Annotated in this window: 13 protein-coding genes; 2 read left to right on the forward strand and 11 right to left on the reverse strand. The window is 66.0% G+C overall.

The features are described from left to right. The coding region (locus JNN06_RS06945; protein WP_366812571.1) for a Hint domain-containing protein at positions 1-977 on the forward strand (977 nt) is incomplete at its 5' end. A gap of 174 nt (positions 978-1151) precedes the next feature. On the opposite strand, the gene JNN06_RS06950 is transcribed toward JNN06_RS06945, so the two are convergent. The 8 genes from JNN06_RS06950 to JNN06_RS06985 all read right to left on the reverse strand — a co-directional run bounded on the left by JNN06_RS06950 (position 1152) and on the right by JNN06_RS06985 (position 9158). Further along, the gene (locus JNN06_RS06950) at positions 1152-2108 is read right to left on the reverse strand and encodes an extensin family protein (protein ID WP_291238869.1); all 957 of its coding nucleotides are present in this window, start codon (positions 2106-2108) and stop codon (positions 1152-1154) included. Between the two features lie 40 nt (positions 2109-2148). Further along, positions 2149-3069 (reverse strand): prephenate/arogenate dehydrogenase family protein, encoded by a 921-nt coding sequence (locus tag JNN06_RS06955; protein WP_291238870.1) that lies wholly within the window; start codon positions 3067-3069, stop codon positions 2149-2151. After that, positions 3066-4151, reverse strand: coding sequence for a histidinol-phosphate transaminase (gene hisC / locus JNN06_RS06960; protein ID WP_291238871.1), 1086 nt, complete (start codon positions 4149-4151; stop codon positions 3066-3068). Before hisC ends, JNN06_RS06955 begins: the two co-directional genes overlap by 4 nt. 117 nt (positions 4152-4268) lie before the next feature. Next, entirely contained in the window at positions 4269-4802 is a 534-nt protein-coding gene (locus tag JNN06_RS06965; protein WP_291238872.1) for a TIGR00645 family protein, read from the reverse strand. Positions 4803-4922: 120 nt separating this feature from the next. Next, entirely contained in the window at positions 4923-5543 is a 621-nt protein-coding gene (rpsD, locus tag JNN06_RS06970; RefSeq protein ID WP_291238873.1) for a 30S ribosomal protein S4, read from the reverse strand. Positions 5544-5941: 398 nt separating this feature from the next. Then, positions 5942-7396: a peptidoglycan -binding protein gene (locus tag JNN06_RS06975; RefSeq protein WP_291238874.1), complete on the reverse strand. Its 1455-nt coding sequence runs from the start codon at positions 7394-7396 to the stop codon at positions 5942-5944. Position 7397: 1 nt separating this feature from the next. After that, positions 7398-8558 (reverse strand): biopolymer transporter ExbB, encoded by a 1161-nt coding sequence (locus JNN06_RS06980; RefSeq protein WP_291238875.1) that lies wholly within the window; start codon positions 8556-8558, stop codon positions 7398-7400. A 78-nt stretch (positions 8559-8636) separates the two neighbouring features. Then, complete coding sequence (locus JNN06_RS06985) at positions 8637-9158, reverse strand: gamma-glutamylcyclotransferase (protein ID WP_291238876.1); 522 nt, start codon at positions 9156-9158, stop codon at positions 8637-8639. A gap of 60 nt (positions 9159-9218) precedes the next feature. Here JNN06_RS06985 and JNN06_RS06990 point away from each other — a divergent pair, with 60 nt between their 5' ends. Then, positions 9219-10184: a DUF2125 domain-containing protein gene (locus tag JNN06_RS06990; RefSeq protein WP_291238877.1), complete on the forward strand. Its 966-nt coding sequence runs from the start codon at positions 9219-9221 to the stop codon at positions 10182-10184. Here the strand turns inward: JNN06_RS06990 and JNN06_RS06995 are convergent. The 3 genes from JNN06_RS06995 to JNN06_RS07005 form a co-directional block, all read right to left on the reverse strand. Then, positions 10176-11105 (reverse strand): M23 family metallopeptidase, encoded by a 930-nt coding sequence (locus JNN06_RS06995; RefSeq protein WP_291238878.1) that lies wholly within the window; start codon positions 11103-11105, stop codon positions 10176-10178. The genes JNN06_RS06990 and JNN06_RS06995 overlap by 9 nt on opposite strands. An 11-nt stretch (positions 11106-11116) precedes the next feature. Continuing rightward, positions 11117-13438, reverse strand: coding sequence for an ATP-dependent Clp protease ATP-binding subunit ClpA (gene clpA, locus JNN06_RS07000; RefSeq protein WP_291238879.1), 2322 nt, complete (start codon positions 13436-13438; stop codon positions 11117-11119). Between the two features lie 172 nt (positions 13439-13610). After that, positions 13611-14008, reverse strand: a 398-nt coding sequence (locus JNN06_RS07005) for a hydroxyacylglutathione hydrolase C-terminal domain-containing protein (RefSeq protein ID WP_291238880.1), incomplete at its 5' end; no start/stop codon positions are given.

A 14008-nucleotide genomic window follows, 5' to 3' on the forward strand; every position in this document is an offset into this window, starting at 1 on the left:
CGGGCGTGCCGGTGCGGGTGGACGGGCCGCAGAATGTGCTGGTTCTGGAACAGGCCGAGGGGGCAGCGGAGCTCCGCCGCCGGGTGGCGCGCATGGTGCGCCGGCTGATCGGCGCATCGCTAGGCCGCCCGCAGGCGGCAGATCAGGACGGGGGCGCCGAGGCGGCCCCGGAGGACGTCACAGCAGAACCCGAGCAGGGGTTCATCGTCACAGATGGGCATCAATCCCATGCGGTGACCGTGATCGAGGTGCCCGATACCGGCGCCCGGCTGGTGATGTTCGTGGGCGAATTGCCGCCCGAGGGGCGCGACATGTGGGTGGTGCGCGTGGCGATCGACCGCACGCATCGCGGGGCAGGGGCGCGCCATGCGGGTGGCGTCATCTGCTTCACCCCGGATACAAGGATTGCCACGCCCGAGGGGCCGAAACTGATCCAGCATCTGCGCCCCGGCGACAGGGTGCTGACGCGTGATGACGGGCCGCAGCCGATCCTGTGGACGGGGCACCGCCGGATGACCGGCGCCCGGCTCTATGCCATGCCGCATCTGCGCCCGATCCGCTTTCGCGCGGGCGCCTTCGGCACCGACCGCCCGGATGGCGACCTGCTGGTCTCGCCCCAACACCGCATGCTGATCCGCGGCCCGCAGGCCCGCGCGCTGTTCAACAGCGACGAGGTGCTGGTGGCGGCGGAAGACCTGCTGAACGACCGCTCGGTGGTGGTGGATCATGGCGCCCGCGAGGTGACCTATATCCACCTGCTGCTGGAGCGGCACAGCATCCTGTTTGCCAATGGTATGGAAAGCGAAAGTTTTCACCCGTCCAACACGGCGCTGGACACCATCGAAGACAACCAGCGCGCAGGGCTTCTGGCGCTGCTGCCAGGGATCGAGGCCAACCCGGAAAGCTATGGCGATTATGCCCGCCGCAACCTTTCCGCCTCCGAGGCGGCGATCCTGCGGCATGATATGGCGGCATAAGAAAGGGGGCGCTCGCGCCCCCTCTTTGCTGCGCAAATTCACCCCCTGAGGATATTTGGATCAGGTTGAAGCAGGCAGGTATGGTCTTTCAACCTGATGCAAATATCCTCGGGGGGAGGCCCGTGAGGGCCGTGGGGGGCAGAAAGCCCCCCGGCAACGCTAGCCGCCAGCGGCTCATTTGCAGTAAGTGCCGTTGCGATAGCTGACGATATCCATATGCAGGTGGTCTTCGTGCATCCCGTCCGAGCCGGGGCCAAGCGTGGTGCCGAAGGGGCCGCAGGCCGCGCGGTGCGAGGCTTTCATGGCGCGGGATTTGCGATAGTCGCGCACCACCGACAGTGCCCGGCCATCGGCCAGCACGAAGCCCGAAACATCCAGCGCGCGGCCTTTGCCATGTTCGCTGACCTTGGCGCCTTTCTTGTGGTTGCGGGTGCGGCAGACATAGCTGCCCGCGATTTGCAGCTTGACCACCTGATTGTCGAAGGCAGGCTGCACGCCGCGCTCGATCCATTGCTTTGCCGCCTGCGCGGTTTCGCAGGTGATGGTGGCGGCGGGCGAGATGGCGACGCCGGCGATCTGGGTCACTTTCACCGGCTCCTCCACTCCGCAGCCTTTCACGCGGCTGGTGATCGGGGCAAGCGCGGCGCCGCGGATGTCCGGGTCGCCGCAGACCGAACCCTTCTTCGGCAGCACGGCGGTTTTGCCGGGCAGGGTGCGGATGACGGCGGCCTTTTGCACCGTCGCCTCCGGCTCCACGGCGCGGCGTTTGCTCAGCCCCTTGGGCCGGGCCTGCGGCATCAGCGAGGCGCGCAGACCGCTGATGGCGGCAACCTCGACCACCGAGCCGGGGTCCAGTTTGGGGGCGGCCAGATCGGCCATGGTGGCGGCATAGCGCGCGGCCAGGCCTTCGGGGCGGGGCAGCGGGCGTTTCAGCGGCTGCACGGCATTGGAGGAGGAGACCGTGGCCACCACAAGATTGGCGGCGGGCAGATCGGCCGCCGGGCTGGCCGCGGCTGTGGCATCTGCCACCGGCCGGGCCTTGGGCAACAGCGATGTGCCCAACCCCTCGGCCTCGGCGATGCCCGCGCAAAGCAGCATCCCGGCGGCGAATGCCCAAGCAGCCTGTCTCATCCGCAAATCCCCCCAGACCCGCCTCTGGGCCCGTTACAGCTTACGCGGGCGGTTGACCCCGCCCGAAATCCGGGGCGGAAGTATCCTGCCCGGCCTCGATGATCCCCCGGCGAATGGCGCGCGTGCGGGTGAAATAGGCGTGCAGATGGTCGCCATCTCCCAGCCGGATTGCCCGTTGCAGCGCGAACAGTTCCTCGGTGAACCGGCCCAGAATATCCAGCGTCGCCTCCTTGTTCGTCAAGAACACATCGCGCCACATGGTCGGGTCACTGGCGGCAATCCGCGTAAAGTCGCGGAAACCCGCCGCCGAATACTGGATCACCTCGCTGTCGGTGACGCGCGCGAGGTCATCGGCCACGCCCACCATCGTATAGGCGATCAGGTGTGGCGTGTGGCTGACCACGGCCAGCACCACATCGTGATGCGCGGCATCCATGCTGTCGACCTTGGCGCCGATTCCCTCGACCAGCGCGCGGAACCGCGCCAGCGCCGCCGGGTCATGCCCCTCCAGCGGCGTCAGCAGCCACCAGCGGTTGCGGAACAGCGTGGCAAAGCCTGAGCGCGGCCCGGAATATTCGGTGCCGGCCATCGGGTGACCGGGGATGAACTGCACGCCCTCGGGGATATGCGGCGCCACCGCCTCGATCACCGCCTGCTTGACCGAACCCACATCGGTGACGGTGCAGCCCGGCGCCAGATGCGGGCCGATCTCGGCCGCAATGGCGCCCATGGCGCCCACCGGCACGGCCAGCACCACCAGATCGGCGCCTTGCACGGCCTCGGCGGCGGTATCGGTGACCCGGTTCACGAACCCCATATCAAGCGCGGTGGCGCGGGTCTCGGCGGATTTGGCATAGCCCACAATCTCGCCCGCCAGACCGCCCGCCTTCATGGCATGGGCCATGGACGAGGCGATCAGCCCCAGACCGATCAGCGCGACCCGATTGTAAAGCGCCGTCATTTCAGCCCCTTGAACTGCCCGATGGCATGGGCGGCGCGGCGGCAGGAGGCCTCGTCTCCCACGGTGATCCGCAGGCAATTGGGCAGCTTGTAGCCCGCCACGCGCCGCACGATCAGGCCCTGTTCTTGCAGGAAGCTGTCGCAGGCTTCGGCCTCTTCGGCACTGGCGAAACGAGCCAGCACGAAATTCGCCATCGAGGTGTCGGAGGGCACGCCATGCGCGGCCAGCGCCTCGGCCAGCCAGTGCCGCAGGCGGGCATTCTCGGCCCGGCATTTGGCGACATAATCCTGATCGCGCACTGCGGCTTCGGCGGTTTCCAGCTGGGTGTTCGACAGGTTGAACGGCCCACGAATGCGGTTCAGCACGTCGATAATCGCCTTGGGACCATAGCCCCAGCCGATGCGCAACCCGCCAAGCCCATAGATCTTGGAGAAGGTGCGCGTCATCACCACATTGGGCATCGCCTCGACAAGGCTGAGCCCGGCATCGAACCCGTCGACATATTCGGCATAGGCGCCATCCAGCACCAGAATGGCCTGCGGCGGCAGGCCGCGCGCCAGACGCGCCACCTCGCCCGCCGAGATCATCGTGCCGGTCGGGTTGTTCGGGTTGGCGATGAACACCAGTTTGGTGCGCGCATTGCAGGCGGCCAGCAGGGCGTCCACATCGGTGGTGCGCTCGCGCTCGGCCACCTCGACCGGGGTGGCCCCCGCCGCCATGGCCGAGATTTTGTACATCAGGAAACCATGCTCGGTATACAGCACCTCATCCCCCGGCCCGGCATAGGCCTGACACAGGAAATGGATGATCTCATCCGAGCCGACGCCGCAGATGATGCGCCCGGCATCAAGGCCATGCACCTCGGCAATCGCCTGGCGCAGGCCTGCGTGATCGGTGGAGGGGTAGCGGTGCAGCTGATGCACCGATTTGGCGAAAGCCTCTTTCGCCTTGTCAGACGGCCCGAACGGGTTCTCGTTCGAGCTGAGCTTCACCACATTGCTCACCCCCGCCACATGGGCCTTGCCGCCTTCATACAGCGCAATGTCCATGATCCCGGGTTGCGGGCGGATGGCGTCAGTCATCGCAGTCTCCCTCGCTTGCCCGGCGGGTTTAGCCGCCGCCGCCGCGCTTTGCCAGAGGCAAGACGCAAGCGCGATGCGAAAGGGCCGCAACTGCGGCCCTTCGGTGCTGCGGGAGGCTCAGTGTTTGCCGGTTTTCGAGGCGATCCAGTCCATCGCCGCCAGCAAGACACCGGACAGCACGAAGGTCAGGTGGATCACCACCAGCCAGAACAGCTTGTCGGTGGGCACCTCTGTCGCGCCCTGCTTGCCGACCTCCATGAAGACCTTCAGCAGGTGGATGCCCGAGATCGCCACGATCGAGGCGATCAGCTTCATCTTCAGCCCTGAGAAATCCACCTTGCCCATCCAACTGGGCCGGTCGCGCTGGTCGCCCAGATCCAGCTTGGAGACGAAATTCTCATAGCCGGAAAACAGCACGATCAGCAGCAGGTTCGCCGCCAGCGACAGGTCTATCAGCGTGAGGATCGCCAGAATGGCCTGGTCGGCGGTCAGGGTCATGGTCTTGGCGGCGTAATAGCCCAGCTCCTTGACGAACACGACCGTCAGCATGCCAAGGCAGATTACCAGCCCCAGATACATCGGCGCCATCAACCAGCGCGAGGCGAAAAGGCCGCGCTCGAACCGGCCCTCGATACTGTTCTTGTCTGCCATCTCTGTCTCCTGTTGCTGCGGCTGCGAGATAGGCGAGGGCAGCGCCGATGGGAAGGCCCGCCAAAAGAAAAGGGCTCGCAAAGTGCGAGCCCTCTCCCAAAGCACAAGTCCCGCGAAGGATCAGTTCTTCGCGTAGTATTCGACGACGAGGTTCGGTTCCATCACGACCGGATACGGCACATCGCCCAGCGAGGGGGTGCGCACGAATTTCGCGGTCATTTTCGAGTGGTCGACTTCGATATAGTCCGGCACGTCACGCTCGGTCAGAGCGATCGATTCCAGCACGATGGCCAGTTGCTTCGAACGGTCGCGAACGGCGATGATGTCGCCTTCCTTGACGCGATACGAGGCAATGTTCACGCGCTTGCCATTCACGGTCACATGGCCGTGGTTGACGAACTGACGGGCAGCGAAGACGGTCGGAACGAACTTGGCGCGGTAGATCACCGCATCCAGACGGCGCTCCAGCAGACCCACCAGCATCTCGCCGGTGTCGCCCTTGACGCGCTCGGCTTCGCCATAGATCTTGCGGAACTGCTTTTCGGTCAGGTCACCATAGTAACCCTTCAGCTTTTGCTTGGCGCGCAGCTGGGTGCCGAAATCCGACAGTTTGTTCTTGCGGCGTTGGCCGTGCTGGCCCGGGCCATATTCGCGCTTGTTGAGCGGCGACTTGGCACGACCCCAGATGTTTTCGCCCATGCGGCGGTCGATCTTGTACTTGGCAGCGGTGCGTTTGGTCATCGCTGATCTCCTTCGTCTGCGCGGGTCAGGCTGGGCCGGAACCGCTGGTCATGTTTCGGGCCGAGGCCCGGCGAAGGGCGTTGTCCTTTCCGGCCTTGTGGCGGGCCGGCGACAGGGTTCCCCTTGCGGGGTCCACCAACACCAAAGAAAAGCCCCGGAATCGCTTCCGGGACATGGGGCCGCTTATACAGGCGCGGGGGCGGGGGTCAACTGCAATCGCCGCGCCTTTTGCCACCGGCGACAGGGGGCGCTCGCGCCCCCTCGGCCTTCGGCCTCACCCCCTGAGGATATTTAGAAACAGAAAATGAGCAGGGTGACAGGTCTTCATTATTTTCTGTTCAAAAATATCTTCGGGGGGAGGCCCCGCAGGGGCCGTGGGGGGCAGACAGCCCCCTTTTTCACCGCTCGGTCAGTTTCAGCTCGATCCGGCGGTTTTGCGCGCGGGCTTCGGCGCTGTTGCCATCGGTCACGGGTTGCCATTCGCCAAAGCCGGTGGCGGCGAGGCGGTTGGGCGGGAAGCCCAGCTCGTCCTGCATATAACGCACCACGGACAGCGCGCGGGCCTGGCTGAGCTGCCAGTTATCCGCAAAGGCGCCGCTGCCCGAAAGCGGCGTATTGTCGGTATGGCCATCGACGCGGATGATCCAGTCGATGCCCGACGGGATTTGCGCGGCGATTTCTTGCAGGGTCTGCACCACGCCCGCGATCTGGCTGCGGCCTTCGGGCGCCAGATCGGCAGAGCCGGGGGTGAACAGCACTTCGGAGGAGAAGACGAAGCGGTCGCCCACGATCCGCACGCCCTCGCGCCCGGCCAGAACCTGCCGCAACTGGCCGAAGAATTCCGAGCGGAACTTTTCCAGATCGGCCTTTTCGGCCTCCAGCCGCTTGCGCTCGGCCTCCTCCAGTTCGGCGCGGCGTTTCTGTTCGGCGGCCACCTGGGCAAGCGCGGAATTGAGTTGCCCGCCCAGATTTTCCAGCTGCACCTTGGCCGCCGCATCGCGGGACTCTGCCGCGTCGATCAGCGCTTGCAGTGCCCCCAACTGGCCGCGCAGGGCGGCGATCTGTTCGTTCAGCAGCGCCACGCGGCGCTCGGCCTCGGCCGATTGCGCCTCGCGCTCGGCCAGAATGGCCTTGGCAGTGCCCAGAAGGTCGGCCTTGGGGGCCTGCGTGCCTTGCGCGGCGGCCAGCAGGGTCAGGGTTTCCTCGGCCCGTTTGCGCTGTTCTTCCAAGGCCAGCGTCATCGCGGTGAGTTCGGTATCCGCCCCCGCCAGCTTGTCGCGCAGCGCTTGCAGGGCGGCGGCATCGGCCAGTTGCCTGGCCTCGGCCTCGGTCAACTCCACCGCCTGCGCCGCGTTCTGCGCCTTGAGTTGTGCTGCCAGCTGTGCCGCCGCCTCGGCCTGCGCGGCGGCCAGACGGGCGGCCTCGGTCTGGGCGTCCACCTCGCTGCGCGTGCTGGCGAGAAGCTGCGTAAGGTCGGCCACCTGCGCCTGCGATTGCGCCAAGGCCCCGCGCGCGCTGCCCAGATCGGTGGTCAGCCGGGCAATCTCGCCCGCCTGCGCCGCGCCCTGCGCCCGCGCGGCGGCGAGGCTGGCGGTCAGGCTGCCCACCTCGGTTTCCAGCGCGGCGGCGCGGTTCTTTTCCAGCCCCAAGGCATCGGCCAGTTGCGCTACCTGCGCCGAAAGGCTGTTCAGCTCGGTATCCTGCGTGCTGATCGTCTGTTGCAGCACCGATTGCATCACGGTGAAGATGGTCAGCACGAACATCAGCACCATGAGCAGCGTCGTCACCGCATCGACGAAGCCCGGCCAGACCATGCCGTCCCCGCTGCGCACCGATCCGCGGCGCAGGCCCATGCTACACCCGCCCGCGCAGCAATTGCCGCACCGATTGCGTCAGCGCCGACAGATCGCCGCGCAGATCGGCGAGCGTTTCCTGCCGCCCGGCGCTGATTTCCTCCAGAATGCGCAGCAATTGCACGTCGATCGAGCGCAGCCGCATCCGGCTTTCGGCGTCGGCATGGGGGCCGCCATCTTCCGAGGTCAGGGCCTCGGTCAGCCTTTCCTGCGCCAGGGCGATGCGGGTCAGGATGGCGGTCTGGCTGTCCTGCGCCTCCAGCCGCGTGGCAAGGCGCGACACCGCCTCGGCCAGCTCGCCCATCCGCTCATCGGCCAGACTGCGGCTCACGTCGGATTGAGTGAACATCATCTGAAGGCTTTCGATCTGGCCCCCCAGATTGTCCAGCACCTGCGCCAGTTGCCCCATGCCCGGGTCGCCCTCGCCGCCGTCAAAGCCGATGCGGGTGATGGTCGACAGCCATTCCTCCAGCTCGCGGAAAAAGCGGTTCTGGCCGTGGCTGGCGAACAGCTCCAGCAGCCCGATGACCAGCGAACCGGCAAGACCCAGCAGCGAGGAGGAAAAGGCCGTGCCCATGCCGCCCAGCTGGCTTTCCAGCCCCCCCATCAGCTTGCCGAACACATCAAGGCTCGACTCGCCCTCTTGCGGCGCGAGGTTGCGGATGGTTTCCACAATCGCCGGAACGGTGGTGGCAAGGCCGTAGAAGGTGCCCAGAAGGCCAAGGAAAATCAAAAGATTGGTCAGGTAGCGCGTGATGTCGCGCGCCTCGTCGATCCGGGTGGCGACAGAATCGAGGATGGAGCGCCCGGCACTGCCCGAAATCTGCATCCGCGCCGTGCGCGGCCCCAGAAGCGCGGCAAGCGGGGCCAGCAGGCGCGGCGCGGCAAGCGCCTCGGCGCCGGGGCGATCCTGCGCGAACCCGTCGATCCAGCTGACCGATTGCACCAATTGCCAGACCTGCCAGAAACAGGTGAAGACCCCCAGCACGAAGACCGCCAGGATCACCGCGCTGAGGCCATGCTTGGCGGCCAGAATGCCGCGCAGGGTGGGGAACATCAGCCAGCAGGTCGCGCCCACCCTGCCAAGGGATACCAGCATCAGCACGATCTGCCGGATCGGCTGCGTGAAGGCGGCGCTGCCGCTTTTGGCCAGTCGGGTCATGCTTTACCTGTTGCTGGGGGCCTGCTGCTCGGGTGCTTTTCCGCCAGCTTAGGCGGGCGGGCGGCATCTGCCAAGCGCTTAGGCGGTCAGCTCCCGCACGCGTGAGGACAGCCATTGCAGATCGGGGTCGGCAATGCCCAGATCCGCCAGATGCGCGGCGGTGTTCCACAGGTAATCGCGGTTCGGGCCGCGCCCGCCAGTGGCCTGCGCGATGATCTGCGCCTGTTCCTCCAGCGCGAGGCCGCCGCAATATTGCCCATGGTCGGGGTCGATCACATAGGCCAGACAGTCCAGCGGCTGATCCCCCGCCATCACGGGCAAACGGGTTTCCAGATAGGCCGAAGACACCAGCTCGCGCGCGCGCAGTTCCGCCAGCGTTTCGGCCTCGGCCCCCGGCGCCACGCGAAAGGCCACGCCATCGCAATGGGCGCCCGGCGCGGCATCCAGCGCCAATACAAGGCCCGGCGCGGCCTCGGTGCCGCGATGATGGATCGAGCGCATGCAGAAACTGCGATGCCAGCCCGTCGCCCGGGCGATGCGCTGTTCGGCCACCGGAAAGCCGGGATGCCAGATCAAGGAACCGTAACCGAAGACCCACATGGCTGGCCCTCCCTTCGCAGCCTTGGTAACGTGAGGCGCGGGCAGGGAAAAGGGGCCGGAATGCGCATTCTGACATGGGTTGTGGTGCTGTTGACGGCGCTTTACAGCGGCTATTGGTTCGTGGCGGCCAAAGCCGCGCGCGAGGGGGCCGAAACCGCGCTGGCCGAGGCGGGCGCGCGCGGCATCGAGGTGCAGCATCAGGGGCTGGACCTCACCGGCTTTCCCAGCCGCTTTGATCTGACGCTGACCGAGCCGAAGGTCAGCGGCGACGGCTGGCGCTGGCAGGCGCCTTTTGCGCAGGTCTTTGCGCTCAGCTACAGCCCGTGGAAGCTGATTTCGGCGCTGCCCAACACGCAGCGTCTTGAAGTGGCGGGGCAGGGCATCGAGATCGCCTCCACTCGCATGCAGGCCTCGCTGTTCCTGCGGCCTGAAACCGCGCTGCCGCTGGACCGTTTCGATGCGGTGGTGGAAGGTGCGAGCCTGCGCGGTGAGGCCGGTTGGGCGCTTGGTTTTGCCAGCGCCAATGCCAGCCTGATTGCGCAGGAGGGGGGCGCGCAGGCGGCGTTTCGCATGCTGGAGATCGTGCCGGATCAACGGCTTACTGCCGCCCTGAACGGGGCGCTGCCCGCCACGGTGGCGCGGGTCGATCTGCTGGCCGATCTGGGCCTCAGCCAGCCGCTTGGCCTGCGCGCCGCGCCGGCAGAGCTGACCCTGATCACCCTGCGCGAGGCGCATCTGGTCTGGGGGCCGCTGAAGCTGACGGTGGCGGGGGAACTGGTGCCAGACCCGCAGGGCAGGGCCGAGGGCACGCTGGACCTGCGGGTCGAGGGGTGGCAGCAGGGCCTCGCGGCCGCCGAGGCGGCGGGGGTGGTGCCCGAACGCTTCCGGGTCGTGCTGCGCTCGATGCTGGAAAATCTGGCCGCGCAATCCGACGAGCCGGGCGTGTTGAAACTGCCGCTGGTGATGGCGCAGGGGCAGATGCGGCTGGGGCCGCTGCCTCTGGGCCCGGCGCCGCGCCTAAGGTAGGCTGAGGCTGACCTCGGCGCGGTCAATCTCGGCGCCGTTGCGGGTCAGAATGGCAGTGCCGCTGTAAACCCCGGCAGGCCATTGCGCCGCGCGCAGGCGTTGGCCGATGGCGCGGAAACTCTGCGCCTGTGTCCGCTCCAGCGCGAGGCTGTCAGCGATGATCCGACCCTCTGGCCCTTGCAGGTCCAGCACCAGCCGATCCCCGGCCCGCGTTCCATAAAGATAGGCCCAAAGCACCATCCCGTCGGATTTTGCCACGGGCGCGGGCACATCCCCCTGCTTGATCTGTGCAAATTCAGGCACTTGCGGCGCAAAGCCTGCGGCAATGATGCCGCCCACGGGCGGCGGCAGATCGGCCTGCCACAGGTCAGGCCCACCGCCGCCGCAGCCTCGCAGACGCGGCGCGGCAGGGTCTATTGCGACGCCATTCTGGCGCAGGGTCAGGTGCAGATGCGGAAATTCGGTATTGCCCGACAGGCCGACCTCGCCCAATGGCGTGCCTGCCTCCACGCGATCCCCCGGCTTGACCCGCAGCGAGCCCTGTTTCAGATGGCAATATTGCGTCTCATAGCCGCCCTCGTGCTGAATCGCGACGCCATTGCCGCAATCCATGCCATCCAGCGGGGGCGCGCCGGGATCGCTGACGCTGATGTCGGGGCGCCCGTCGCGCGCGCCCCGCACAACACCCGGGGCCGCCGCCAGCACCGCCACCCCGGTCTGCATCGCGCTCAGGCTGTTCAGCGCGAAGTCGGTGCCGTCATGCCCGTCATAAGTCAGGCTGCCACAGGCATGATCCTGCGCCGCCGGGCCGGGGTCGTGATCGGGGTAATGCTGGATGAAGCAGGTCTTGCCCAAATCGCACGCGACCGGCAGTGCCAATTCAAAGGCCCCCGCCGAAGCAGGGGCCATGAAAAGCGCCATCAGCGCCGCCTTCATTCCGCCGTCAGCAGCGGGGGCTTCTGGCTGGTCAGGCGCGGCTTGCTGGGCTCTTCGATCACCAGCTCGATCTGGTCGTCCTTGACGCCCACCCGCACCACGCCGCCCTTTTGCAACCGGCCAAACAAAAGCTCCTCGGCCAGCGGCTTTTTCAGGTGTTCCTGAATCACCCGGCCCAGCGGACGCGCGCCCATCTTGTCGTCATAGCCCTTGTCGCCCAGCCAGCGCGCGGCCTCATCGCTCAGCTCGATATGGACATTGCGATCCATCAGCTGCGCTTCCAGTTGCAGCACGAACTTCTCGACCACCTGCATGATCGTGTCCTTGGCCAGCGGCGCGAAGGAGACCACGGCATCCAGACGGTTGCGGAATTCCGGCGTGAAGGTGCGCTCGATCGCGGCCGTATCCTCGCCCGACCGCTTGTCGCGGCCAAAGCCGATGGCCGATTTCTGCATATCCGAGGCGCCGGCATTGGTGGTCATGATCAGGATCACATTGCGGAAATCGACCTGCCGCCCGTTGTGATCGGTCAGCTTGCCGTGATCCATCACCTGCAACAGGATGTTGTAGACATCCGGGTGCGCCTTTTCGATCTCATCCAGCAGCAGCACGCAATGCGGGTGCTGGTCAACGCCATCGGTCAACATGCCGCCCTGATCAAAGCCGACATAGCCGGGCGGGGCGCCGATCAGGCGGGAAACCGCGTGTTTCTCCATATATTCCGACATGTCGAAGCGCAGCAGTTCCACGCCCAGGGTGCTGGCCAATTGCTTGGCCACCTCGGTCTTGCCGACCCCGGTCGGCCCGGCGAACAGATAGTTGCCAATCGGCTTTTCCGGTTCGCGCAGGCCCGCGCGGGCCAATTTGATCGAGGCCGAAAGTGCCTCAATGGCCTTGTCCTGCCCGAAAACCACGCGTTTGAGCGATTTTTCCAGATCGCGCAGGATCTCGGCATCGTCTTTCGACACCGATTTCGGGGGAATGCGGGCGATTTTGGCCACCACGGCCTCGATCTCGCGGATGCCGATGGTTTTGCGGCGCTTGGCGGCGGGCACCAGATGCTGCGCGGCCCCGGCTTCGTCGATCACGTCAATGGCGCTGTCGGGCAGCTTGCGGTCATTGATATAGCGCGCCGCCAGCTCCACCGCCGATTTGATCGCCTCATTGGTGTAGCGCAGGTCGTGATGTTCCTCGAAATTGGGCTTCAACCCTTGCAGGATCTTGATCGCATCCGGCACCGAGGGCTCGTTCACGTCGATTTTCTGGAACCGGCGCGACAGCGCGCGGTCTTTCTCGAAATGCTGGCGATATTCCTTGTAGGTGGTGGAGCCCATGCAGCGCAGCTTGCCGCCTTGCAGCGCGGGTTTCAGCAGGTTGGAGGCATCCATCGCGCCGCCCGAAGTGGCGCCCGCGCCGATCACCGTATGAATCTCGTCGATGAACAGAATCGCGTCGGGGTGATCCTCCATCTCCTTGACCACGGCTTTCAGGCGCTCCTCGAAATCGCCGCGATAGCGGGTGCCGGCCAGCAGCGAGCCCATATCGAGGCTGAAAATCGTGGCACCGGCCAGAATCTCGGGCGTTTCGCCATCGACGATCTTCTTGGCAAGGCCTTCCGCAATCGCGGTCTTGCCCACGCCCGGATCGCCCACCAGCAGCGGGTTGTTCTTGCGACGGCGGCACAGCACCTGAATGGCGCGCTCCACCTCGCCCTCGCGGCCGATCAGCGGGTCCACCTCGCCCTTGCGGGCCTTCACATTCAGGTCGACACAGTATTTCGACAGCGCCGATTCCTTGGCCTCGCCCGCCTCGCCCTTCGGGGTTTCGTGGTGATGCTCCTCCGCGCCCGAAACCGGGCGCGATTCGCCGAAAGACGGGTCTTTCGCGACGCCATGAGCGATGAAATTCACCGCATCATAGCGGGTCATGTCCTGCTCTTGCAGGAAATAGGCGGCATTTGATTCGCGTTCGGCAAAGATGGCGACCAGCACATTGGCGCCCGTCACCTCGGTGCGGCCCGAGGATTGCACATGGATGGCCGCGCGCTGGATCACGCGCTGGAAGGCGGCGGTCGGCACGGCCTCCGAGCCTTCGACATCGGTGATCAGGGTCGAAAGATCATCGTCGATGAAGTCGGTGAGCGTCTTGCGCAGCTCGTCCAGATCGACCGAACAGGCCCGCATGACCCGCGCGGCGTCCGGCTCGTCGATCAGCGACAACAGCAGATGTTCCAGCGTCGCCAATTCGTGACGGCGCGCATTGGCAAGGGCGAGCGCGGCGTGGATGGCCTGTTCAAGGGTGGTCGAAAACGATGGCACGATCAGGTGCTCCTTCCTTCTTGACGGCAAAGCCCGCGAGGGACCTGAACCGACCTTGGCCTCATAAGGTTAAAGTTCGGTTTTCTGCGCGCGGCTTCAAGCCCCAAATCGCAGATTTGCGCATTTGGTCTGGCTCCGTCACAAAATGTGATCCTTTGGATTCACCAATCCTTCAGAATTTGTCCTTCAGGCTGCGGATATGGGCGAAAACCTCGGCATCGGGGCGATCTGCCAGCCCCAGCGCGGCCTTCAGGGCAGGGTCGGCCGCGCGCAGCATCGGGTTGGCGGCGCGTTCTTCGGCCAGGGTCGATGGCACGGTGGGCTGGCCTGCCGCCCGGGCGCGGGCGATGCGGTCCATCCGCTCGATCAGGGCGGGGGGCGCGTCGAGGCTATGGGCAAAGCGGGCGTTGGATTCGGTATATTCATGGCCCGAACAGATCAGGGTCTCGTCGGGCAATCCGGCGAATTTGCACAGGGAGGACCACATCTGCGCCGCCGTCCCCTCGAACAGACGGCCGCAGCCCATGGCCATCAGGCTGTCGCCGGTGAAAGCCAGCCGCGCCGTGGGGA

The sequence above is a fragment of the Gemmobacter sp. genome, from assembly GCF_016792925.1.
Classification (GTDB): domain Bacteria; phylum Pseudomonadota; class Alphaproteobacteria; order Rhodobacterales; family Rhodobacteraceae; genus Gemmobacter.